Source organism: Enterobacter cloacae complex sp. IR5458 (assembly GCF_049238025.1).
In the GTDB taxonomy this organism is placed as follows: Bacteria; Pseudomonadota; Gammaproteobacteria; order Enterobacterales; family Enterobacteriaceae; genus Enterobacter; species Enterobacter kobei.
Map to the genome: position 1 here is coordinate 181256 of NZ_JBMKIF010000006.1, position 23181 is coordinate 204436.

Sequence of the window (23181 nt, forward strand, 5' to 3'; positions counted from 1 at the left end):
GACCACAAAGGGTCGCCTTTTTTATTACAGCAGCTCTCGCGCCGCCGACACGATGTCATGTGCCGTCAGGCCGTACTCCTTCTGCAGGAAGTCCTGCGTCCCCACCTGACCGTAACGCTCTTTCACCCCCACGCGTCGCATTGGCACCGGGCAGGTTTCCACCAGCACTTCCGCCACCGCCGAGCCAAGGCCGTTGTGAATGCTGTGGTTTTCACAGGTCACGATGCGCCCGGTTTTCTCAGCGTAGTTTTTCACCAGCATGCGGTCGATGGGCTTCAGGGTGAACATATCAATAACCGCTGCACTGACCCCCTCCTGCTCCAGCTGACGCGCCGCCTCCAGCGCTTCCGCTACCATAATGCCATTTGCGATAAGCGTAATATCGCTTCCCTCACGCAGCACGTTGCCTTTGCCGATGGTGAATGTTGAGCCCGGCGCATACACGCTCGGGGCCTGCTTACGGATGGTGCGTACCCAGTAGAAGCCTTCCAGATCGATAAGCTGGCGCAGCACATCGTCAAACATCACCGCGTCGGTCACCTCCAGCACCACCGAGTGCGCCAGACCGCGCACGATGCCCATATCCTCGAACGACATATGCGTCCCGCCGTTGTGACAGGCCGTCACGCCAGCATCCGAGGCTATCACCTTCACGTTGTTACGCTGATAGTCCAGGGACATAAACAACTGGTCGAAGCAGCGTCGGCTGGCAAACGCGGTGAACGTATGCACGAACGGTTTGCGACCGGTGAGCGACAGCCCGGCAGCTGTACCGATCACGTTGGCCTCCATGATGCCGCAGTTAATCACGTGCTGCGGATAATCGCGCGCCACGCCGTCCATCGCCATCGAACTCATCAGGTCCGCTTCCAGGGCGATAATGTCGCTTCCGGCCTCAATCTGCTTTGCCACGAAGCCCGCGTAGACCTTACGCATCTCAACGGCGTCTTTCTGTCCTGCCGGTGCAACCTTAATCATGTGAAGCCTCCAGGTGGCGAATCGTCTCGTTGAGGGCCGCTTTGCTCTCCGCGGTCAATCGCAGGTGGTGCGAATTGCTGAGCTGTTCGAGATACGGCACCCCCTGCCCTTTAATGCTGTCGAGGATCACCACCTGCGGGCGGGCGTCTTTCGCCGGCACGCGCGACGTCACGTCCAGCAGCGCCGAAATGTCGTCTCCCTTCACGGTCACCACGTCAAAACCAAAGGCACGGAATTTCCCTTCGAGGTCAAACGCGCAAATGATTTCATCCAGTTCGCCATCCAGCTGCTGTTTGTTCCAGTCGACGAATACCGTCAGATTGTTCAGACGATGGTGGGCAATAAACTGGAAGGCTTCCCAGCACTGTCCCTCGTTCAGCTCGCCGTCACCGACAATGCAGAAAACCCGATTCGGTCGCCCCGCGAGCTTGTGCGATAGCGCCATCCCGCCAGCAATGGCAATCCCCTGCCCCAGCGAACCGGTGGTCGCATCCACGCCGCGCGTTTTCAGGCGATCCGGATGGCTCGGCAGGCGCGTACCGTTCTGGTTCAGGGTGCTCAGCTCCTCCACCGGGAAGTAGCCCTTGATCGCCAGCGTGCTGTACAGCGCCGGGCCCGCATGGCCTTTCGACAGGACAAAGTAGTCGCGCTCTGGCCAGTCCGGATCCGCCGGGTCGATTTTCATCACCGCGCCGTACAGCACGGCCAGCGTTTCGACCACCGACATGCTGCCGCCGTAGTGTCCAAATCCGAGCTGCGTCAGCGATTTCAGCGTCTCAAGGCGAATCTGGCGCGCCAGCTCGGTTATCTCATTCTCATTCATGATTTGGCTCCGGTATTTTCCTGCGCGTTACCGCCCGCAGGTTTGTTTTTCGCAAACAGGTTGTAGGCCACCAGCAGCGCGAACAGCGCCACGACCAGCCCGGTGATGGCAAGCGGTGACAGGAAGCGCGCCAGGTTACCGAGCACAATCCCCACCGCGCCGAAATCGGCGTCCGAGAAGGTGGTGTTAGCAAAGCCAATCGCGCCCAGCACCGGCAGCAGCAGAACCGGCAGGAAGGTAATCAGCAGACCATTGGCGAAGGCGCCTATCATCGCCCCGCGACGTCCGCCGGTGGCATTACCGAACACGCCCGCCGTTGCACCGGTAAAGAAGTGCGGCACGACGCCCGGGAGGATCAGCACCCAGCTGAACTGCCCGCAGATGAACAGCCCGACAATTCCCCCGAGGAAGCTGAACAGGAAGCCAATCAGCACGGCATTTGGCGCATACGGGTAGACCACCGGGCAGTCCAGCGCGGGGCGTGCGTTCGGCACCAGTTTTTCAGAGAAGCCGGTAAAGGCCGGGACGATTTCCGCCAGAATCAGGCGCACGCCCTGCAGGATGATGAAAACGCCCGCCGCGAAGGTGATCGCCATGATAATGGCGTAAACCAGGTAGTTCTGACCGCCGCTGAAGGTGGCTTCGACGTACTCCCGCCCGGCGCTCACCGCCATGATCAGGTAGATAATCATCATCGTCAGGGAGATAGAGATCGAACTGTCGCGCAGGAAGCTCAGGTTCTTCGGCAGGTTCATCTCTTCGGTTGAACGAGAGCCTTTGCCGACCTTGCTGCCAATCCAGCCAGACAGCACGTAGCCCAGGGTGCCGAAGTGGCCGAAGGCGATCTCATCGTTACCGGTGATGCGCTTCATGTAACGCTGCGCAATGGCCGGGAAGAAAGCCATAATCAGGCCGAGGATCAGCGATCCGGTAAAGACCAGCCCTACCCCCTCAAAGCCCGCCACGGTGAGAATTACGCCAATCATGCACGCCATGTAAAACGTGTGGTGCCCGGTCAGGAAGATGTACTTCAGACGGGTAAAGCGCGCGACGATAATATTCGCTACCATCCCAAACGCCATAATCAGCGCGGTAGAGGCACCGTATTTTTCCAGCGCAATCGAAACAATCGCTTCATTATTGGGAATGATGCCCTGAATATTAAAGGCGTGCTCGAACATACCCCCCAATGGATTTAATGACCCCACCAGCACCGTGGCGCCACCGCCCAGCACAATAAAACCAAGAATCGTTTTAATGGTTCCCTTCACCACATCTGAAAACGCTTTTTTCTGCGCCACCAGACCGATCAAGGCAATTAATCCGACCAGCACCGAAGGGACTTTTAAAATATCAACAACGAAATTCAGCGTTTCAAGGATAAACATATCCACCTCGCCTTATCAGGATTATTGTCTTTCGAACCAGGCGCGCAGTTGCGCTTCAAGTTCGTTGATATCAATGATGTTATTGATCACCACCAGTTGGCTTTCCGGTACGCTGGCGCTGGCGGCAATATCTTTTGCCATCACGAACAGGTCAGCCGCGCCCGGCGTGGCGGAGGAGAGATCGGAGTGTTCAACCTCGGCGTCAATTTCCAGCTTTTTGAGCACCTTTTTAATGTTCATTTCGACCATAAAACTGCTGCCCAGGCCAGACCCACAAATAGCCATGATTTTCATTGTTGTCCCCTTTTATGAGTAGAGCACGCCCCATCACGCTGGCGCGTAATGTTGTGAATAATCGGATTAAAGAATTAAATCAGAAGCGGTCAATAATGGTTTTAATGTCCTCCAGGGTATTCGCCTGATGTAATTTTTCCATATCTTCGTCGCTGGAAAATAACTCTGCCAGCGATGAGATCATCTCGATATGGCTATGTTTGTCCGGTGCCGCGAGCATAATAATGACATCGACAGGGTCAAACTCCCCGGCACCAAAAGAGACGCCCTGTTTTAGTTTTAGTAATGACAACCCCAGTCCTTTGGCGCCTTCTTCCGGCCGCGCATGCGGCATGGCCAGCCCTGGTGCCAGCACATAATACGGTCCTAAAGCATGGTGCTGCTGAATGATTGCCGTCACGTATTCCGGTTCAATCACCTGCAGCTCCAGTAACGGTTTCGCGCATATCTCCAGCGCCTGCGGCCAGCTTTCAACGCTCTCCTGAAGCGTGATGGTTGTATCATATATCCACTTTTTGAGCACTTTTCACTCCGTCGTCACGCCAAAGATGAGCAAACTTTATTCAACCCATCAATCCTTGACTGCGATCCCGGTCACAAAGATAGCGCTACCAACGATTAACATGCAGAAGTGTGATAGCGCTATCAAAATGCCATCATCGTGTGAAATCACAGCAAAAAAGGGATTTAAGGCGTATACTGCCTGTCACCTGGAATGAAGGAAATAAGAACGCGTCTGGTCAGCAGGAAGGTGTATGTCTTTAACCCGAAAACGGCGCAGTACCGGAAAAGTCACGCTCGCGGATGTCGCACAGCTTGCCGGAGTTGGCACGATGACCGTCTCCCGTGCGCTCCGCACGCCGGAACAGGTTTCCGATAAACTGCGTGAAAAAATTGAAGCTGCGGTGCAGGAACTGGGTTATATGCCCAATCTCGCCGCCAGCGCACTGGCATCGGCGTCGTCATGGACGATCGCAATGGTTGTTCCTAATCTTTCCGAAGCTGGGTGTTCAGAGATGTTTGCCGGGCTACAGCAGGTGCTTCAGCCTGCCGGATACCAGATCATGCTGGCCGAGTCTCAGCATCGTCTTGAACAGGAGGAAAAGCTGCTGGAAACGCTGCTGGCGTCAAATATTGCCGCCGCGATCCTGCTCAGCGTGGAGCATACCGACACCGTTCGCCACTGGCTGAAAAATGCCTCCATCCCGGTGATGGAGATGGGTGCTATGCGCGCCGACCCGATTGATATGAATATCGGGATTGATAACGTGGCGGCCATGTATGAGCTAACAGAAATGGTTATTAAGCGCGGCTACCAGAATATCGGCCTGCTGTGCGCCAACCAGGAACAGTGGATTTTCCAGCAGCATTTGCAGGGCTGGTACAAAGCGATGCTGCGCCATCATCTGTCGCCGAACCGGGTAATTAACGCCGCCATGCCGCCGAGCTTCTCGACCGGTGCGGCGCAGCTGCCTGAGTTTCTGCTGGCGTGGCCGGAGCTGGATGCGCTGGTATGCGTTTCAGACGAACTGGCCTGTGGTGTGCTGTATGAGTGTCAGCGTCGGCGAATCAAAGTGCCGGACGATCTTGCCGTCGTGGGCTTTGGGGATAGCGACGTCAGCCGCGTCTGTCAGCCGCCGCTGACGACCATGGCGGTACCGCATCGAAAGATTGGAATTGAGGCCGGGAAAGCGTTACTGGAACGTCTGAATGATGGAGACTGGCGCGACCATAAACCTATCGCGTCCAGCCTGTGTCTGCGGGAAAGCTGTTAAGGCTTATTCAGCCTCTTCCTCTTTTTCCGCTTTATTTTCCGGCTTAGCGGATTCGTTTTTGGCGTTGCGGGTCATCCACAGCGCCAGTGCTTTTAACGAATCCGGCGTGAACTCGTCGCAACGCGCGGTAATCTCTTCCGGCGTCATCCAGCAGACTTCGCTCACTTCCTCTTCCTGCAGGGCGAAAGGCCCGTGGGAAACGCAGCTAAACAGTCCGCCCCAGACGCGGCAATGTTCGTCTTCGAAATAGAACTGCCCGTGTTCAGCAAATGGCACACCGGCAATCCCTAACTCTTCTTCCGCTTCACGACGCGCGGAATCCAGCAGCACTTCATCGGCCTGCACGACACCACCCGCTGTGGCATCCAGCATACCTGGCAGAAAATCTTTCGTGTCCGTGCGACGCTGAACCAGAATCTTGCCCATGCCGTCATGCACAACAATGTAGGTTGCACGGTGACGGAGACGCTCTGCACGCATTTGTTCGCGGCTGGCCTGCGCGATCACTTCATTTTCTTCGCTGACAATGTCAACCCATTCAGTACTTGCCAAATGATTCTGCTCCACCATCGGGAAACCTTCTCGTCTAAGCGCTCTTTCGGCGCGTTTGCAGTTGGGGTGTAACTTACGGATTAATCGCTACCTGCGCAATAACTTGCTGATCATTAAGTGCGATAACGCTCAGGGTATTTCCATCCAGCATGCCATAGCTCGCAGGATATCCGCCTTTGGGTATGCTGACCGACCCCGGGTTAACGTGATAAATTTCACCGCGTTTTTCAGCCACCGGAATATGAGTATGACCGTAAACCAGGACATCGCCAGCCGCGAGTGCCGGGAGATTATCCGGGCCGAAAAGGTGCCCGTGGGTCAGGAACAGGCGGCTGTTTTCCAGCAGTACCTGTTGCCACGGAGCGGTAAGGGGAAAGTGCAGTAGCATCTGGTCGACTTCGCTGTCGCAGTTACCGCGCACGGCAATAATGCGCGAGGCAAACGGATTGAGCTTCTCCGCGACCTGCGCAGGGGCATAGCCTTCCGGCAGCGCATTGCGCGGGCCATGGTTTAACACATCCCCCAGAATCACCAGCCATTGCGCGCCGCTTTGCGCAAACAGAGAAAGCAGGCGCTCGGTCGCGGGCAGCGATCCATGGATATCCGACGCAAACATCAATTTCATTCGTCTCTCCCTCGGAAAACTCACTGCCCTTATCATACCTGAAGCGTCAGGGCTTATCAGCCCGCGCGCTTAGCGGAGAGTGCCACATAGCGCTGCACAGAGGCGCGCTGCCACTGGAACGCTGCATAATCCACCAGCAGCTGAGGGACTTCATCGCCGTTGAGGATCAGGCGGTTCAGCATCAGCGCCAGGTCGGTATCGGCAATGCACCATTCACCAAACAGGTTCGGATTGCCATGCGCGAGAAGCGACGTGGCCGTTTCAATCAGTTTTTGGGCGCTGTTCGTGCCTTCCGCGCTCAGAGCTGGCTTTTTCACCCCGGCAAACACGACATCCGTCGAGCGCTCTACACGAATCGGCACCAGGTCGCTACGTAGCCACGCCTGGATCTGCCGCGCACGGGCGCGTTTTTGCAGATCGTGAGGATAGATCCGTTCCCACTCGGGCGGCGCAAAACGATCTTCCAGGTATTCATCGATCGCTGATGATTCACTCATCGCAAAGCCGTCAACCTCCAGCACCGGTACGCGTCGGGTGAGATCGTAACCCTGCCACTGCGGTTTGAGATGTTCCCCGCCGTCGAGATCAACGGTCTTCAGCGTAAAAGTAAGCCCTTTTTCAGCCAGCGCAACGTACACGCTCATGACATAGGGGGAAAAGAAATTCGCATCGGACCACAACGTGATTAGGGGCTGGTTCATAACATCCTCATCGGCTGATCGGTTTTTTACTCAACATATAATCTCTTTGCCCCGCTGTCACTTGATGAAAACTCACGATTTACAACAATTACCTATACTCAGTTGTCGTGGCACTACTATTCGCATGGACAGGAGTTGAGAATGATTGACCTTTATTACGCCCCTACCCCAAACGGCCATAAGATCACCCTCTTTCTCGAAGAAGCCGAACTGGATTACAGAATCATTCGCGTGGATATCAGCAAAGGTGAACAGTTCAGTCCTCTCTTTCTGGCTATCTCGCCGAACAATAAAATTCCGGCCATTATTGATAATCAGCCGGCCGACGGAGGAAGACCGTTGAGCCTGTTTGAATCCGGCGAAATTTTGCTCTATCTGGCGGAGAAAACCGGCAAACTCCTGAGCGGGGAGCTGCGTGAACGTCACCATACCTTGCAATGGCTCTTCTGGCAGGCGAGCGGACTTGGGCCCATGCTGGGACAGAATCACCATTTTACCGCTTACGCCCCGCAGCCCATCCCTTATGCGATAGAACGCTATCAGGTGGAGACGCAACGTCTGTATGGCGTGCTAAACCAGCGGCTGGAAAAAACGCCGTGGCTTGGGGGAGATCATTACAGCATTGCCGATATCGCCTGCTGGCCGTGGGTGAATACCCATGAAAAACACCGGATTGATCTCGCGTCCTACCCGGCGGTGAACAACTGGTTTGAACGTATCCGTACCCGCCCGGCCACCGAACGCGCACTGCAAAAAATCCAGCAGATTTAACCTTATAGGAGGCTGTGTGCCTGCGAGCCTCTCATGTATTATGGGCGGCAATTACTGACACGGAGAAGACCTGCAATGTCACAGCCAGACGCTATTATTCGTATAAAAAATTTACGCTTGCGTACCTTCATCGGTATCAAAGAGGAAGAGATTGCCAACCGTCAGGATATTGTCATTAATGTGGTTATTCACTATCCCGCCGACAAAGCGCGGGCCAGCGAAGACATCAATGACGCGCTGAACTATCGCACGATAACCAAAAACATCATTCAGTACGTGGAGAACAACCGCTTCTCTCTGCTGGAGAAATTAACTCAGGATGTGCTCGATATCGCACGCGATCATCACTGGGTCACTTATGCTGAAGTAGAGATCGATAAACTTCACGCCCTGCGCTACGCCGACTCCGTCTCTATGACGTTAAGCTGGCGACGCCAGGGATAAACCTGGAGGTTGTATGAAGATTTTGCTGACCGGCGGTACGGGCCTGATTGGTCGCCATCTCATTGCGCGTCTTCAGGCGCTGCATCATGACATCACCGTGGTGACGCGCAGCCCGGAAAAAGCGCGTCAGGTGCTCGGCGCAGGCGTCGACATCTGGAAAGGGCTGGCTGAGCAGCAAAATCTGGACGGCTTTGATGCCGTCATCAACCTCGCGGGTGAACCCATTGCCGATAAGCGCTGGACCGAAGAGCAGAAACAGCGGCTCTGCAGCAGCCGCTGGAACATCACCGAGAAGCTGGTTGAGCTGATTCGCAACAGCCACACGCCGCCGTCGGTGCTGATTTCGGGCTCAGCGACGGGCTATTACGGCGATCTTGGCGAAGTGGTGGTGACCGAGGAAGAGCCGCCCCACAACGAATTTACCCATAAACTCTGTGCCCAGTGGGAACGCATCGCCTGTGCGGCGCAAAGCGATCGTACCCGCGTCTGCCTGCTGCGTACCGGTGTGGTACTTGCGCCGAACGGCGGTATTTTGGGCAAAATGCTCCCGCCTTTTAAGCTGGGACTCGGTGGACCCATTGGCAACGGCCGTCAGTATCTGGCGTGGATCCATATCGACGATATGATCAACGGCATTCTCTGGCTGCTGGATAACGATCTGCGCGGACCGTTTAATATGGTCGCGCCATATCCCGTGCGTAATGAACAGTTTGCTCACGCTCTGGGGCACGCCCTGCATCGCCCGGCGATATTGCGCGTACCTGCCACGGTGATTCGCCTGATGATGGGTGAAGCGTCCGTGCTGGTATTAGGCGGACAACGGGCGCTCCCCAAACGGCTGGAAGCGGCGGGGTTCGCGTTCCGCTGGTATGACTTAGAAGAGGCGCTGGGGGATGTGGTGCGGTGAATATGTTACAGTTGTACGCCATGTTCCGATGAAATGGCGTAACAATGGCAACCATCACCACTCCCCGGCTTCATCTCACCCCTTTCGAACCCACCGACTGGGCCTTTTTCCGCTCGCTGCGTGAAAACCGCGACATCATGCGCTATATGTCCGCCATCGCGCCGGAAAAAGAGACCCGACGCGTGTTTGCCGCGCGCCTGATGGCCGAGCATGTTTTCGTGATCCGTTTTCGGGATGAGGAGACCCCGCTTGGCGATATTGGCCTGCAAATTAGCCCGGCGAATCATGAAGAGGCAGATATCGGCTATACGGTTGTGCCTGCTGCGCAGGGGAAAGGTATTGCCAGCGAGGCGCTACGCGCGGTGTGTGGTTACGCCTTTAACCAGACCGGCGTGAAGGCCATTAACGCGTTTGTGCTGGCGGATAACGGCGGGTCGGTGCGCGTGCTGGAGAAAGCCGGTTTTGTGCGTACGCAGGTACTGGAAAAGGCATATGAAATTAATGGGGTGCGGTATGACGACTGGGTCTATCGGCTGGAGTGTGGTGCGGTCTGAATGCCGGGCGGCACTGCGGTTTTTGTAGGCCCGGTAAGCGAAGCGCCACCGGGCGATTGGGCTGTACTGCGGTCTGATGCCCTCATCCCCGCTCCTCTCCCACAGGGCTGAGGGATCCCCAGTAATTTTTTTCCTGAAGCGATGAACGCTTCTTATGAAAAATGAATAACTTACTGCGACGCCCTGGTCCGGCTGTAAATCGCTAAGGCGTTTCCTGTAGGCCGGGGCGAGGCGCATGGATGCGCCGAGAGGGCGGGCTTTACAGGGACGTTGCCTCCGCCCGTACCCGATAAGCCGGAAGGAATAAGCCGAGGGCACCGCGAAGCGGCGATTTACCGCCGGGAGCCCGGGTCGCCAGGGTGGTGGCGACTGAGCCACCCTGGCACGTTCACCGGTCATGTCGTTACAGAGTAGCATGGTACATAAAGTGAACGGAATGACCACTACAGCCGTATGTTCCCCCTCATCCCAGCACTCTCCCTCAAGGGAGAGGGAAAACCCCCGTTATTTCAGGGAGCCTTTCAGGAACTGCTGCAGACGCGGGCTTTGCGGATTCGCTAAGACGTCGTCCGGATGGCCCTGCTCTTCAATTTTGCCCTGATGCAGGAAGATGACGTGGTTAGAAACGTTACGGGCAAAGCCCATCTCGTGCGTCACCACCACCATCGTTTTGCCCTCTTCGGCCAGCTTCTGCATGATGCGCAGCACTTCGCCAACGAGTTCAGGATCCAGCGCTGAGGTCGGTTCATCGAACAGCAGCACTTCGGGTTCCATCGCCAGCGCGCGGGCGATGGAGACACGTTGCTGCTGACCGCCGGAGAGGTGCACCGGGTATTTCATCTGCTGACGCTCGTCGATACCCACTTTCGCCAGGTATTTCACCGCGCGCTCGCGGGCTTCCTGTTTGCTCAGGCCCAGCACCTGAATCGGCGCTTCCATCACGTTCTCCAGCACCGTCATGTGGCTCCAGAGGTTGAAGTGCTGGAACACCATGGTCAGACGCGTGCGCAGCAGACGCAGCTGATTCTTATCCGCCACCTTCAGCTGGCCGTCTTTATCACGTATCAGATTAATATTCTGCCCGCTCACCACAATCGAGCCTTCACTCGGTTTTTCGAGGAAGTTAATGCAGCGCAGGAAGGTACTTTTACCCGAGCCGGATGAGCCGATGATACTGATTACGTCGCCTGCATTCGCCTGCAGCGACACCCCTTTCAGCACTTCATGTTCGCCGTAGCGTTTGTGCAAATCAATAACGTTTAATTTGTTCTCAGCCATCATCTTTCTCAGTGCGTCGAAGAAGGTTTTATATGCTGCAACCAGCGTTTTTCAGCCTTGCGGAACAGGCTAATCAAGACATAAGAGATAATTAAATAGAGCACCGCCGCAATGCCAAACGCGGTAAACGGCTGATAGGTCGCAGAGTTAATATCGCGCGCGATTTTGAGCAGATCCGGTACCGTCGCGGTAAAGGCAAGCGCAGTGGAGTGCAGCATCAGAATCACTTCGTTGCTGTACGCAGGCAGCGCAATACGCAGCGCCGATGGCAGAATAATGCAGCGGTAAAGTTTTACCGACGAAAAGCCATACGCCCGCGCCGCTTCAATCTCGCCATAAGGCACGGAACGAATAGCCCCGGCGAAGATCTCGGTGGTATAGGCACAGGTGTTGAGCGTCAACGCCAGCACCGTACAGTTCAGGCCGCTACGGAAGAACGCATTCAGCATTTCCGTGCCTTTTACGATTTCCAGCGTGTACATGCCTGAATAGAAGACCAGCAGCTGCACGTACAGCGGCGTACCGCGAAAGACATAGGTAAACAGCCAGATGGGGAACTGAATAAATTTATTGTTCGACACGCGGCCAATGGCGAGAAACACCGCCAGAATGCCGCCCATCACCACGGACGAAATCAGCAGCCACAGCGTGATCGCCACGCCGGTAAAGCGATAGCCATCCGTCCACAGCAGGGATTTCCAGTATTCCTGAATAATCTCAATCACAGGTCAGCCCTCTTCACACCCACGGAGTAGCGACGCTCAAGCAGAAGCAGCACACCATTGGAGACGGTCGTAAAGACCAGATAGATCACGCCACAGACCACCGCAAAGTAGAAGGGCTCCCAGGTGGTTTTACCCGCCAGCTGAGTGGCTTTGACCACATCTTCCAGACCGAGCAAAGAGACCAGCGCCGTCGCTTTGAGGATAACCTGCCAGTTGTTACCAATGCCCGGCAGCGCATAGCGCATCATGGCCGGGAACATGATCCGGCGAAACGTTTGTGAAGAGGTAAAACCAAATGCGGTTGCCGCCTCAATGTTACCTTTCGGCACGGCCATATAAGCACCGCGGAAGGTTTCGGTGAAGTAGGCACCGTAGATAAAACCGAGGGTAATAATACCGGCCACCATCGGGTCGATATCAATTTGTCCCAGTCCCATCGCATCCGTTACGCTGTTTAACGCAATCTGCAGACCATAAAAGATGAGCAGCATCAGCACCAGATCGGGTACGCCGCGAATGAGCGTGGTATAGCCTTCAAAAATGAGCGCCAGCGGTTTGTTAGCCGAAAGCTTCGCCCCTGCGCCCGCCAGACCTATCAGCACCGCCAGCACCACGGAGCTGATAGCCAGCTCAAGGGTGACAAGCGCGCCCTGTAAAATGACGCCAGAAAATCCGTACAGCATACCGCGAGCCCTGTCGTATCGTGAGTGGTGAAACCGTGTCTTTTCCCCTCCCGCATCGGGAGGGGCCGCACGTTATTTGACGGAGCGATTAGCCGCCGTACACATTGAAATCAAAGTACTTTTTCGCCAGCTTGTCATAGGTACCGTCAGCGCGCATTTCCGCAAACGCTTTGTTCAGCGCTTCGCGCAGTTCGTTGTCTTCTTTGCGCAGGCCCATACCGGTACCCACACCGAACAACTTCACATCCTTAATGGACGGACCGCCGAACTTGTAATCTTTGCCCACCGGCGTTTTCAGGAAGCCTTCGCTTGCCGCGACTTCATCCTGGAATGCCGCATCAATCCGGCCGGCCGTCAGGTCTGCGTAAATATTTTCCTGGCCCTGATAGGAGACAATTTCGATCCCCTTCGGCGCCCAGTGTTCGTTACCGTAGGTTTCCTGGGTGGTGCCTTGCAGCACGCCCACGCGTTTGCCCTTCAGCGACTCAAGCGTTGGCTGAATATCAGAAGACTTCGCCACCACCAGACGTGAATCGGCCGCGTAGAGTTTGTCGGTGAAGGCAATCTCCTGCTGGCGTTTTTCAGTGATGGAAAGCGAGGACATAATTACGTCGATTTTTTTTGCTTTCAGGGATGGGATCAGCGCGTCCAGCGGGTTCTCAACGTAGGTACATTGCGCTTTGATGCGTTTGCACAGCTCATTGGCCAGATCGATGTCAAAACCCACCAATTCACCCTTTGAATTCTTCGACTCAAACGGCGCATAGGTTGGATCGGTACCAATACGGATTTTCTGCGGAATGGCTGCGAATGCCGCGGTGGCGCTGGAAAAGGCCAGCACCAGAGATAGTGACAACACGAGTTTTTTCATATTTGTCCTCAACAAACTGTCTTCATACGGGATTTTTACGACGACGGGGTGGTGCTAATGTGCCATTAATCCCCACCTACAGGCAAAGATTAATGCCTTCGGGCCGGGATATTTTGCATTATAAATGCGTAAGTATGCACAAAGCGATCCAATATAGTGCATTTAACGCACCATACTGGATCACCCCTTCGCCTGATGCCTCTTTTCAGAGCATCACCGTCAGGTCTCAGTCACCGTAGACGTTGAAGTCGAAGTATTTCTTCGCCAGTTTGTCGTAAGTACCGTCTTTACGCAGCTCTGTAAACGCTTTGTCAAAGGCGGCTTTCAGCTCGATATCATCCTTACGCAGGCCAATACCGGTGCCGTCACCAAAGTATTTTTTGTCTTTCACGGACGGGCCTGCAAAAGCGTAGTCTTTCCCGGCTGGCTGCTTCAGGAAGCCTTCGCTCGCGGCGACTTCATCCTGGAATGCAGCATCCAGACGGCCCGCCGACAGGTCAGAGTAAATCAGATCCTGATTCTGATAGGCAACCACGTCGACACCCTTCTCGCGCCAGTTGGCATTGGCATAACCTTCCTGCGTTGACCCCTGGAGCACGCCAACATGCTTGCCTTTCAGGGAGTCGATGGTCGGCTGGATCGGGGAGCCTTTAGCAGCAATCAGACGTGAATCAGCGGCGTAGAGCTTGTCTGAGAAGGCAATCTCCTGCTGACGTTTTTCGGTGATAGAGAGAGAAGAGATAATGGCGTCGATTTTCTTGGCTTTCAGCGACGGAATTAATGCGTCAAAGTCGCTGCCCACCCATGTGCATTTCACCTGCATGCGTTTGCACATTTCATTTCCCAGATCGATATCAAACCCCACGAAATCGCCTTTCGCATCCTTGGAAGAGAATGGCGCGTAGGTTGCGTCTGTACCGATACGAACCGTCTGTGGAAGCGCTGCATAGCTACCTGCCGCCGCACTTAACCCCACCAGCAAAGACAGAGCCAGAACCGTCTTCTTCATACATTTACCCTCAAGTACCGTGATTTTATTATGTATTGTGTTGTGTGTTGTGTTGCAGGCTTCTCTTGCAGGTCTTATGCCACATTGCCGTCTGGTCAAAACTTCGACGTTAAATATGTTAATAAAACGTTGCGATATTGCCTTAATGGTGAAAGATAGCAGGTCTGCCGAACGAACCGGAGAGAGAAAAAGGGAAAAAACGAATTAAATGTCGAGGATATGATCGCCGTTGCATAATTGCCCTGAAACAGGGCAACGTCTCTTTTCATGCACAGCATGTGTGCAAAGAATCAGGCTCCCTGCCAGCGGGTGAAGAGATCTTCCGGCAGGTCGATATCAAACTGATCCAGCACGCGGTTGACGGTCTGGTTGATCACATCATCCAGCGACTGCGGGCGATGATAAAACGCCGGTACCGGCGGCATGATCACGGCGCCCAGCTCGGCGGCCTGGGTCATCAGGCGCAAATGCCCCAGATGTAGCGGCGTTTCCCGCACGCAAAGCACCAGCGGGCGACGTTCCTTCAGCACGACATCCGCCGCGCGCGTCACCAGCGTGTCGGTATAGCTGTTCACAATGCCGGAGAGCGTTTTAATTGAACAGGGCAGGATCACCATGCCAGCGGTTTTAAACGAGCCTGAGGAGATGCTGGCGGCGATATCGCGCGCGTCGTGCACGACGTCGGCCAGTGCCTGAACATCACGCAGGGAGAGATCGGTTTCAAGAGAGAGGGTTTGTCGCGCCGCCTGGCTCATCACCAGATGGGTTTCGACTTCCGCTACGTCGCGCAAAACCTGCAGCAGACGTACGCCGTAAATGGCGCCACTGGCACCGCTGAGCCCAACAATGAGTCGTTTCATGATTTTCGCCCTTACTGATTTCAGGGCAGACTGTGCAGGATTTCGCGGGGAGTTGCAAGTGAGGGCAAGCGCCCTCACCTGCAGAGAGATCAACCTTCGTTGTGCATCTCTAAACTTTCGAGATCGTTTTGCAGCTGAACGGCTTTCGCATCGTCGTTGCGCAGCGAATCAAGATAGTCAAGGTACTGCTGGTCGACGTCTTTCGTCACATAGACGCCGTTAAACACGGAGCATTCGAACTGTTGAATCTCCGGGTTCTCGGCGCGCACCGCGTCGATAAGATCGTTCAGATCCTGGAAAATCAGGCCATCGGCGCCGATAATCTGACGAATTTCGTCCACTTCGCGACCGTGGGCAATCAGCTCATTGGCGGTTGGCATATCGATGCCGTACACGTTCGGGAAGCGAATTTCCGGTGCGGCAGACGCCAGATACACTTTCTTCGCCCCCGCTTCGCGCGCCATCTCGATAATCTGCTCAGAGGTGGTACCACGCACGATGGAGTCATCCACCAGCAGAACGTTCTTATCACGGAATTCGGCGCGGTTGGCGTTCAGTTTACGACGTACAGACTTACGGCGCAGGTGCTGGCCCGGCATGATGAAGGTGCGGCCAACGTAGCGGTTCTTCACGAAGCCCTGACGGTAAGGTTTATCCAGAATACGGGCAATTTCCAGAGCGATATCGCAGGAGGTTTCCGGGATAGGAATAACCACGTCGATGTCGAGATCGTCCCATTCGCGAGCAATCTTCTCGCCGAGCTTCGTGCCCATATTTACGCGCGCGCTGTAGACGGAAATCTTGTCGATGAAGGAGTCCGGGCGGGCGAAATAGACGTATTCAAACAGGCACGGGTTGCTGACCGGGTTGTCGGCACACTGACGGGTAAACAGCTGGCCCTTCTCGGTGATATACACCGCTTCGCCCGGCGCAACATCACGCAGGAATTCGAAGCCCAGGGTATCCAGCGCCACGCTCTCAGAGGCAACCATATATTCGGTACGGCCATCGCCAAGGTCGCGCTTGCCCAGCACCAGCGGACGAATGCCGTTTGGATCGCGGAAGGCAACCATACCGTGACCGATAATCATCGCCACGCAGGCGTATGCACCGCGGATCTGGCGGTTGGTCGCAGCAATGGCAGCAAAGATATTGTCTGCTTCCAGCGGGTAGTGACGGAAGTTATCCAGCTCGCTGGCGAACACGTTGAGCAGGATTTCAGAATCAGAGGTGGTGTTAATGTGGCGACGTTTCTCTTCGAACAGCTTTTTACGCAGCTCATGGGCGTTGGTCAGGTTGCCGTTATGGGCAAGGGTGATGCCATACGGTGAGTTGACGTAGAAAGGCTGTGCCTCAGAGGCGCTGGAACTGCCAGCAGTAGGATAACGAACGTGACCGATCCCCATATTACCTTGCAGACGCTGCATATGGCGGGCTTCAAACACATCGTTTACCAGGCCATTCGCCTTACGTAAACGGAAGCAGTTGTTTGCATCAATGGTGATGATACCCGCAGCATCCTGCCCACGGTGCTGAAGCACCGTTAACGCGTCATAAATCGACTGGTTTACCGGCATGAAACCGGCGATACCGACAATACCGCACATTCGTCTTTTCCTCGTTAAGCCACATCTCAGGGTTTATGCCCTGGGCAAAAAACTCGACGAGCTTTGCAGATAGTCAAAGAACCATCTGATGATGAAGCTGAACTCAGGAATGAGCTGCGATTTCTGCCAGTCTTCACTTTTGGAGAACCCGGTGAAGGTATCCAGGAAGAACAGGATGGCGGCCACAATCAGCACACCTCGCAACGCCCCGAAACAGATCCCGAGTACCCTGTCCGTTCCTGACAGACCGGTTTTCTCGACCAGCTGACCTATCACGTAATTGACGATAGCACCAACAATCAGCGTCGCGATAAACAGCACCGCGATGGCGATTCCATTTCGGACCAGTTCATCTTCAAAGCCCGTGAACCAGACAGACAGGTAAGTGTAGTAATGACTGGCAACAAAGAAAGCACAACCCCAAGTCACCAGCGATAACGCTTCACGAACAAAGCCACGGATCAGGCTAACCAGACAGGAAAAACCAATCACCGCAATGATGGCGTAATCAATCCAGACCATATGTGTCCCACGATTTAACGCCCTGTCATCCAGTTCGGGGCGAATTCTAACAGAAAAAGAAAACGTTTGCGTAGGGATTTCCTTCCCGCGCGTAAATAAAAAAGGCGCTGAAAAAATAATCAACGCCACGGTCCTTTTGACATCTCTGTGGACGTCTTCTCCCCCTCACCCCGGCCCTCTCCCTTGAGGGCGAGGGTTAGGGTGAGGGGGAGATCTTATCAGTTCGCGCTATAGTTCATCACCACACCGCTCAGACCGGAGATCTGCTTCAGTTCACCCAGCGAGCCTTTCAGCTTATCTTTAGACGCTTCCGGCCCCACAAGGATACGGGTAATTTTACCCTGCACCGGCGTGGAAGGTGAAGTGTAAACACGATAGCCCGCGCTGCGCAGTTTACCCACGACCTCGTTAACTTTATCGGCGTTTTTCAACGCTCCCAGTTGCACAACATAGGCTTTGCCGGTCGGGGCTGCGTCTTGCTTCGCTGGCGGAGGGGTTTCTGACGCTGCAGCCAGTTGCTCTGCCGCTTTATCACGCGGTGGCTTCGGCTGCGGTTTCTCTACCGGCTTCGGTTTTTCAACAGGCTTCGGCTTCTCTACCGGTACCGGATCAATCTCGATGTTGTTATTCGCCGCCAGACGCGACGGGTCGAGCGACGGCGCAGCGGCATCGCCCGCGCGAACTTCTTCAGCCGCCCCTTCCGGCGGCTGGGCAGGCAGCGCCTGTGTCGCCGCAGGCAGCATATCCGGTTCATCACGGTCGCCCGGTTTCGGCACCAGCGGAATGGCTGCAAACTCGTCCTGATAATGCTTTTTCTGCCCGTCGAGCAACCCGGGAAGAATAATCACCCCGAGCGCGACCAGCACAATGGTTCCTGTTAAACGGTTCTGAAACTTACTCGCCACCGGTTCTCCCCGCGTCCATCACTTCCATGACATGTGCCACCGTGTGGAAAGAGCCACACACCAGCACGGTATCTTCTGGTTTAGCATCCGCCATCGCGGCATGCCAGGCCTGAGCCACGCTACTATAGATTGCGCCTTTGCCGAGATGTTCCATCAACTGCTCGGCCGTCGCACCACGCGGCCCCTCAAGAGGAGCACAATACCAGCTATCGACCACACTCTCCATGCAGGCCAGCGTGCCACCGATATCTTTATCATGAAGCATACCGATAACCGCCAGCACGCGCCCGGTTTTTGGTAACGATTTGAGACGTCCTGCGAGGTACGCCGCTGCGTGTGGGTTGTGCGCCACGTCCAGGATCAGGCGCGGTGACTCACTCACTATCTGAAAACGTCCCGGCAGCAGCGCATTCTGAATGCCGTCGCGGATCGCCTGATCGCTGACCGCTAATCCGCTGGCGCGCAATGCCGCCAGCGCGGTTGCCGCGTTAGGCTGTGGCACCTGCGGCAGCGGCAGGTTGTCCAGCATTCCCTGCGCATCGCTAAAACGCCAGCCGTTATCCTGAACCTCATATTGCCAGTCAACGCCACGGCGCAGCAACAGAGCGCCCTTCTCCTGGGCCACGTCAGCAATAGTGTGCGGCATATCCGGCTCACCGACCACGGCGGGTTTATTCGCCCGGAAAATACCGGCCTTCTCGCGACCAATGCTTTCACGATCCGGCCCCAGCCAGTCGATATGGTCCAGCGCGATACTGGTGACCACCGCCACGTCCGCATCCACCATATTGGTGGCATCAAGCCGCCCGCCAAGACCCACTTCCAGAATCACCACATCCAGCTGCGCCTGTTTGAACAGCCACAATGCCGAAAGCGTGCCGTACTCGAAATAGGTTAACGAGATATCACCTCGCGCGGCTTCGATTTCCGCGAACGACGCCGTATGCGCCGATTCCGGCAGCTCGCTGTTCTGCACGCGAACCCGCTCAGTGTAACGTACCAGGTGTGGTGAGCTGTAAACGCCTACCTTGTAACCCGCCGCCATCAGGACGGATTCCAGCGTACGGCAGGTAGTGCCTTTACCGTTGGTGCCTGCGACGGTGAAAACGAAAGGCGCAGGTTTCAGCACGTCCAGACGCGCGGCAACCTGGCTTACGCGCTCAAGCCCCATATCAATGGTTTTACTGTGCAGGTTTTCCAGATAAGAAAGCCACGCGGCCAGGGGCGACGTGGCTTGAGGAATGCTTTTATTTTCCATGATGCCCGGTTGTCATTAGCAGGTTATAAAGCAAAAGGGCAGCGCCATCTGGCCCTGCCCTTTTCAGTTATCAGGCCTCGGGTTCCTGATCCGGTACCACCACGCCTTCGCGCGGCTCATCCGGGTTTGGCGCGGGCAGATTCATCAGCTTCGCCAGAACGCTTGCCAGTTTCAGGCGCATTTCCGGACGGCGGACGATCATATCGATGGCGCCTTTCTCAATGAGGAACTCACTGCGCTGGAAGCCCGGCGGCAGTTTTTCACGAACGGTTTGCTCAATGACGCGAGGACCAGCGAAACCGATCAGTGCTTTTGGCTCAGCAATGTTCAGATCGCCCAGCATCGCGAAGCTTGCAGAGACGCCACCCATGGTTGGGTCGGTCAGCACGGAAATGTAAGGCAGACCGCGTTCCTGCATTTTCGCCAGCGCCGCAGAGGTTTTCGCCATCTGCATCAGAGACATCAGCGCTTCCTGCATACGTGCTCCGCCAGAGGCAGAGAAGCAGATCAGCGGGCAGTTATCTTCCAGCGCTTGCTCAACGGCACGCACAAAACGTGCGCCCACGACAGAGCCCATTGAGCCACCCATAAAGGAGAACTCAAACGCCGCGGCGACAACCGGCATTTCATGCAGGGTGCCTTTCATGACGATCAGCGCGTCTTTCTCGCCAGTCTCTTTCTGTGCAGAGGCCAGACGATCTTTGTATTTTTTGGAATCGCGGAACTTCAGCACATCTTTTGGCTCAAGCTCGCTGCCCAGTTCTACCAGTGAACCTTCGTCCAGCAGGCTATGCAGGCGGTTACGCGCCGACATACGCATATGGTGGTCACACTTCGGACACACTTCAAGATTGCGTTCCAGCTCTGCACGGTACAGAACCTGGCCGCAGCTATCACACTTCGTCCATACCCCTTCAGGAATGCTCGCTTTGCGCGTTGGGGTAATGTTGCTTTTAATTCGTTCAATCCAGCTCATTGATAACCTTTCTGCCTGAACCTGGTCGTATGCCAGTTTTGCTATAAGAGGCGAATAATGCCATTTTTGCCTCCAACAGACCATGAATGTTGCACATTAAAACATAACAGCCCGAAACTTTGGATAAAAAAGTGGTCGAACCGCCAGCGTGCATTTACTTCGCTTGCTTTGCCGCCGCGCGTTTGTGACGAATAATCTCGATAACGCCAGGCAGTACGGAAAGCACAATAATCGCTACAATCAGTAACTTAAGGTTTTCCTGAACCACCGGCAAGTCGCCAAACAGGTAGCCTGCATAGGTAAACAACAGCACCCACAGCAGCGCGCCAACGACGTTATACATCGCAAAATGACGATAGGACATATGCCCCATTCCCGCCACAAACGGTGCAAATGTGCGCACAATAGGCACAAAACGCGCAAGGATAATGGTTTTTCCGCCATGACGTTCATAAAACGCATGGGTTTTATCTAAATAGCTGCGACGGAAAATTTTCGAATCAGGATTGCTGAACAAGCGCTCACCGAACACCCGGCCAATGGTATAGTTGACGGCATCCCCGATAATTGCGGCAATCACCATCAACACCACCATCAGATGCACGTTCAAGTCATTGGTCGGTAGGGCCGATAACGCACCCGCAACAAACAGCAGGGAGTCCCCCGGCAGGAAGGGGGTAACGACCAGACCGGTTTCACAGAACAGAATGAGGAACAGGATGGCATAAACCCAGACGCCATACTGCGCGACCAGTTCCGCCAGGTGAACATCAATATGCAGAATGAAATCAATCAGAAAACGTATTACGTCCATATTGTCTAAGCCTTAATTGCACCTTTGTTTAGTCCGCTAAAAACAGCGGGCCCATTGGCGGTTTTGGCAGGTCAAACCGATCCGGATAGTCTACCGCAACCAGATACAGTCCTTCTGCTTTCGCCGTGGCTGCCGCAAGCGTTCTGTCCTTCGCTGCCAGCAGGTCTGCAATCCAGCTCTCCGGCTGGTGTCCGGCACCCACTTCCATCAGGCTGCCTACAATATTCCGCACCATATGATGTACAAAGGCATTGGCTTTGATATCCACCACCACATACGCGCCAAAACGGCTGACGTTTATGTGCATAACGTTACGCCACGGCGTACGGGACTGACATTGCACCGCACGAAACGACGTAAAGTCATTTTCACCAATCAGACACTGCGCCGCACGATGCATGCGTTCAGCATCGAGCGGTTCATAAAAATGCGTTACGCCCTGGCTTAGCACCGCCGGACGCAGACGCTGGTTGTAGATGACATAGCGGTAGCGACGCGCCGTCGCGCTGAAGCGCGCGTGAAAATCATCCGGCACAGCTTTCACCCAACGCACCGCAATGTCACCAGGTAAATTCGCATTTACACCCAGCGTCCAGGCGGCATCTTTGCGCACGGCAGTGGTTTCAAAGTGGACCACCTGCCCGGTACCGTGAACACCCGCATCCGTACGGCCTGCGCACAGAACGTTAATCGGCTCGTTTGCCACCTGAGAGAGCGCTTTCTCCAGCTTTTCCTGGACACTACGCACCTCATTCTGACGCTGCCAGCCATAATATTTACTGCCATCGTACTCGATACCGAGGGCAATTTTATGAACCGGCTTTTGTTCCACTTCTGACATCAGTACAGGTACTCCTGCACCAGTTTCTCAGCAATTTTGACCGCCATCAGCGCGCCGCCAAAACGAACGTTGTCCGCAACGGACCAGAACTGAACCTGCTCCGGCATACCGTAATCGTTCCGCACGCAACCGACTGAAAGATGGGCGCTACCGGTGGCGTCACCCACCTGCGTCGGAAACTCGCTCTCTTCGGAAAGTACGATATCTTCACCGCGGCCAAACGCATCGCGCGCTTCTTCCGCCGCCAGCGGGCGCAGGGCTTCAAAACCTACCATCTGCGCGTGACCGTAGAATACCGGCGACTGCACGACGTTTGCGGAGATCATCAGCCCCTCATCCTGGAGAATTTTGCGCGCTTCATCGACGATACGGCGCTCTTCGCGCACGGAACCTTCACGATCCGGCAGCAGTGGCAGCATGTTGAACGCCAGTTGGCGACCGAAGAAATCATCCTCATCAATCGGGATACCGTTCAGCAGCTTCGCGCTCTGCCCGGCCAGCGCATCGACGGCCTTTTTGCCATTTGCGGAGGCAGACAGCAGGCTGGTGACGGTGATACGCGACAGGCCACCGTCGTCAATCAGCGGTTTCAGCGCGGTCAGCAGCTGGCTGGTCAGACTGTTCGGTACCGCGATGATATTACGGTTACGGTAGTCAGCCAGGACATACGGGTTGACGTCCGGCACCACCAGCGGCACGTCCGGCTCCATGGCGAACAGACCGCTCAGGTCGATCACCAGACAACCTGAATTAGTCGCCTCTTCGATGTAAGACGCCGTGGCTTCAGCACCCGCGGCGAAAAATGCCAGCTGCGCCTGGGTCCAGTCAAACGCAGCCGCATCCTGGACCATGACGGATTTACCGTTAAAGCGCAGATGCTCACCCGCGCTATCGGTACGCGCCAGCGCATAGATATCGCCCACCGGGAACTGACGCTCAGCAAGGGTTTCGAGCAGGGCTTCGCCCACGGCACCGGTGGCACCTAAAATGGCAATGTTCCAGCCTTCAGACATGGTGGTT

The 23181-nt window shown here is 55.3% G+C and carries 27 protein-coding genes; 5 read left to right on the forward strand and 22 right to left on the reverse strand.

Annotation, left to right across the window (positions count from 1 at the left end; all coding sequences use genetic code 11):
* Positions 1-24 precede the first annotated feature (24 nt).
* From ACOTYN_RS07200 to ACOTYN_RS07220, 5 genes are all read right to left on the reverse strand, one after another.
* Positions 25-978: a transketolase family protein gene (locus ACOTYN_RS07200; protein ID WP_071922012.1), complete on the reverse strand. Its 954-nt coding sequence runs from the start codon at positions 976-978 to the stop codon at positions 25-27.
* On the reverse strand, positions 971-1801 hold the full coding sequence (locus ACOTYN_RS07205) for a transketolase (protein ID WP_071922011.1): 831 nt from the start codon (positions 1799-1801) through the stop codon (positions 971-973). Before ACOTYN_RS07205 ends, ACOTYN_RS07200 begins: the two co-directional genes overlap by 8 nt.
* The gene (locus tag ACOTYN_RS07210) at positions 1798-3189 is read right to left on the reverse strand and encodes a PTS ascorbate transporter subunit IIC (RefSeq protein WP_014884647.1); all 1392 of its coding nucleotides are present in this window, start codon (positions 3187-3189) and stop codon (positions 1798-1800) included. The genes ACOTYN_RS07205 and ACOTYN_RS07210 overlap by 4 nt, the downstream gene beginning before the upstream one ends.
* Positions 3190-3210: 21 nt before the next feature.
* Positions 3211-3483, reverse strand: a complete 273-nt coding sequence (locus ACOTYN_RS07215; protein ID WP_014884648.1) for a PTS sugar transporter subunit IIB — start codon at positions 3481-3483, stop codon at positions 3211-3213.
* A 79-nt stretch (positions 3484-3562) separates the two neighbouring features.
* On the reverse strand, positions 3563-4006 hold the full coding sequence (locus ACOTYN_RS07220) for a PTS sugar transporter subunit IIA (RefSeq protein WP_014884649.1): 444 nt from the start codon (positions 4004-4006) through the stop codon (positions 3563-3565).
* Between the two features lie 232 nt (positions 4007-4238).
* Between ACOTYN_RS07220 and ACOTYN_RS07225 the strand changes: the two genes are divergently transcribed.
* Entirely contained in the window at positions 4239-5258 is a 1020-nt protein-coding gene (locus ACOTYN_RS07225) for a LacI family DNA-binding transcriptional regulator (RefSeq protein ID WP_048997210.1), read from the forward strand.
* A gap of 3 nt (positions 5259-5261) precedes the next feature.
* On the opposite strand, the gene yfcD is transcribed toward ACOTYN_RS07225, so the two are convergent.
* The 3 genes from yfcD to yfcF are packed head-to-tail and all read right to left on the reverse strand — an operon-like array spanning position 5262 to position 7136.
* Positions 5262-5828 (reverse strand): NUDIX hydrolase YfcD, encoded by a 567-nt coding sequence (gene yfcD, locus ACOTYN_RS07230; protein ID WP_006811396.1) that lies wholly within the window; start codon positions 5826-5828, stop codon positions 5262-5264.
* 55 nt (positions 5829-5883) lie between these two features.
* Entirely contained in the window at positions 5884-6435 is a 552-nt protein-coding gene (gene yfcE, locus ACOTYN_RS07235; RefSeq protein WP_332957083.1) for a phosphodiesterase, read from the reverse strand.
* A 56-nt stretch (positions 6436-6491) separates the two neighbouring features.
* Positions 6492-7136, reverse strand: a complete 645-nt coding sequence (yfcF, locus tag ACOTYN_RS07240; protein WP_071922009.1) for a glutathione transferase — start codon at positions 7134-7136, stop codon at positions 6492-6494.
* 141 nt (positions 7137-7277) lie between these two features.
* Here yfcF and yfcG point away from each other — a divergent pair, with 141 nt between their 5' ends.
* The 4 genes from yfcG (at position 7278) to ACOTYN_RS07260 (ending at position 9812) form a co-directional block, all read left to right on the forward strand.
* The gene (gene yfcG, locus ACOTYN_RS07245) at positions 7278-7907 is read left to right on the forward strand and encodes a GSH-dependent disulfide bond oxidoreductase (RefSeq protein WP_014884653.1); all 630 of its coding nucleotides are present in this window, start codon (positions 7278-7280) and stop codon (positions 7905-7907) included.
* A gap of 75 nt (positions 7908-7982) precedes the next feature.
* Positions 7983-8351, forward strand: a complete 369-nt coding sequence (folX, locus tag ACOTYN_RS07250; RefSeq protein ID WP_023330977.1) for a dihydroneopterin triphosphate 2'-epimerase — start codon at positions 7983-7985, stop codon at positions 8349-8351.
* Between the two features lie 13 nt (positions 8352-8364).
* On the forward strand, positions 8365-9258 hold the full coding sequence (locus ACOTYN_RS07255) for a TIGR01777 family oxidoreductase (RefSeq protein WP_273960689.1): 894 nt from the start codon (positions 8365-8367) through the stop codon (positions 9256-9258).
* A 44-nt stretch (positions 9259-9302) separates the two neighbouring features.
* Entirely contained in the window at positions 9303-9812 is a 510-nt protein-coding gene (locus ACOTYN_RS07260) for a GNAT family N-acetyltransferase (protein WP_332957087.1), read from the forward strand.
* Between the two features lie 504 nt (positions 9813-10316).
* Here the strand turns inward: ACOTYN_RS07260 and hisP are convergent.
* The 14 genes from hisP to ACOTYN_RS07330 form a co-directional block, all read right to left on the reverse strand.
* Positions 10317-11090, reverse strand: coding sequence for a histidine ABC transporter ATP-binding protein HisP (gene hisP / locus ACOTYN_RS07265; protein WP_014884660.1), 774 nt, complete (start codon positions 11088-11090; stop codon positions 10317-10319).
* Positions 11091-11098: 8 nt separating this feature from the next.
* On the reverse strand, positions 11099-11815 hold the full coding sequence (locus ACOTYN_RS07270; RefSeq protein ID WP_008502590.1) for an ABC transporter permease: 717 nt from the start codon (positions 11813-11815) through the stop codon (positions 11099-11101).
* A complete protein-coding gene (locus ACOTYN_RS07275) occupies positions 11812-12498 on the reverse strand; it encodes a histidine ABC transporter permease HisQ (RefSeq protein WP_332957089.1) in 687 nt (228 codons plus the stop codon). The genes ACOTYN_RS07270 and ACOTYN_RS07275 overlap by 4 nt, the downstream gene beginning before the upstream one ends.
* An 88-nt stretch (positions 12499-12586) precedes the next feature.
* Entirely contained in the window at positions 12587-13369 is a 783-nt protein-coding gene (hisJ, locus tag ACOTYN_RS07280) for a histidine ABC transporter substrate-binding protein HisJ (protein WP_008502592.1), read from the reverse strand.
* A gap of 226 nt (positions 13370-13595) precedes the next feature.
* On the reverse strand, positions 13596-14378 hold the full coding sequence (argT, locus tag ACOTYN_RS07285; RefSeq protein WP_332957090.1) for a lysine/arginine/ornithine ABC transporter substrate-binding protein ArgT: 783 nt from the start codon (positions 14376-14378) through the stop codon (positions 13596-13598).
* Between the two features lie 290 nt (positions 14379-14668).
* Complete coding sequence (locus ACOTYN_RS07290) at positions 14669-15238, reverse strand: UbiX family flavin prenyltransferase (RefSeq protein WP_014884663.1); 570 nt, start codon at positions 15236-15238, stop codon at positions 14669-14671.
* Between the two features lie 89 nt (positions 15239-15327).
* Entirely contained in the window at positions 15328-16845 is a 1518-nt protein-coding gene (gene purF, locus ACOTYN_RS07295; protein ID WP_014884664.1) for an amidophosphoribosyltransferase, read from the reverse strand.
* A 33-nt stretch (positions 16846-16878) separates the two neighbouring features.
* Entirely contained in the window at positions 16879-17367 is a 489-nt protein-coding gene (gene cvpA, locus ACOTYN_RS07300; protein ID WP_000262116.1) for a colicin V production protein, read from the reverse strand.
* A 218-nt stretch (positions 17368-17585) separates the two neighbouring features.
* Entirely contained in the window at positions 17586-18272 is a 687-nt protein-coding gene (gene dedD, locus ACOTYN_RS07305; protein WP_014884665.1) for a cell division protein DedD, read from the reverse strand.
* Entirely contained in the window at positions 18262-19530 is a 1269-nt protein-coding gene (gene folC / locus ACOTYN_RS07310) for a bifunctional tetrahydrofolate synthase/dihydrofolate synthase (protein WP_332957093.1), read from the reverse strand. Before folC ends, dedD begins: the two co-directional genes overlap by 11 nt.
* A gap of 70 nt (positions 19531-19600) precedes the next feature.
* Positions 19601-20506, reverse strand: coding sequence for an acetyl-CoA carboxylase, carboxyltransferase subunit beta (accD, locus tag ACOTYN_RS07315; RefSeq protein ID WP_014884667.1), 906 nt, complete (start codon positions 20504-20506; stop codon positions 19601-19603).
* A gap of 154 nt (positions 20507-20660) precedes the next feature.
* Entirely contained in the window at positions 20661-21320 is a 660-nt protein-coding gene (locus tag ACOTYN_RS07320) for a DedA family protein (protein ID WP_014884668.1), read from the reverse strand.
* Between the two features lie 28 nt (positions 21321-21348).
* Positions 21349-22161, reverse strand: a complete 813-nt coding sequence (gene truA, locus ACOTYN_RS07325) for a tRNA pseudouridine(38-40) synthase TruA (RefSeq protein WP_014884669.1) — start codon at positions 22159-22161, stop codon at positions 21349-21351.
* Positions 22161-23174 carry an aspartate-semialdehyde dehydrogenase gene (locus ACOTYN_RS07330; RefSeq protein WP_023330985.1) on the reverse strand — a complete coding sequence of 338 codons (1014 nt, stop codon included), beginning with the start codon at positions 23172-23174 and terminating at the stop codon, positions 22161-22163. Before ACOTYN_RS07330 ends, truA begins: the two co-directional genes overlap by 1 nt.
* Positions 23175-23181: the final 7 nt, after the last annotated feature.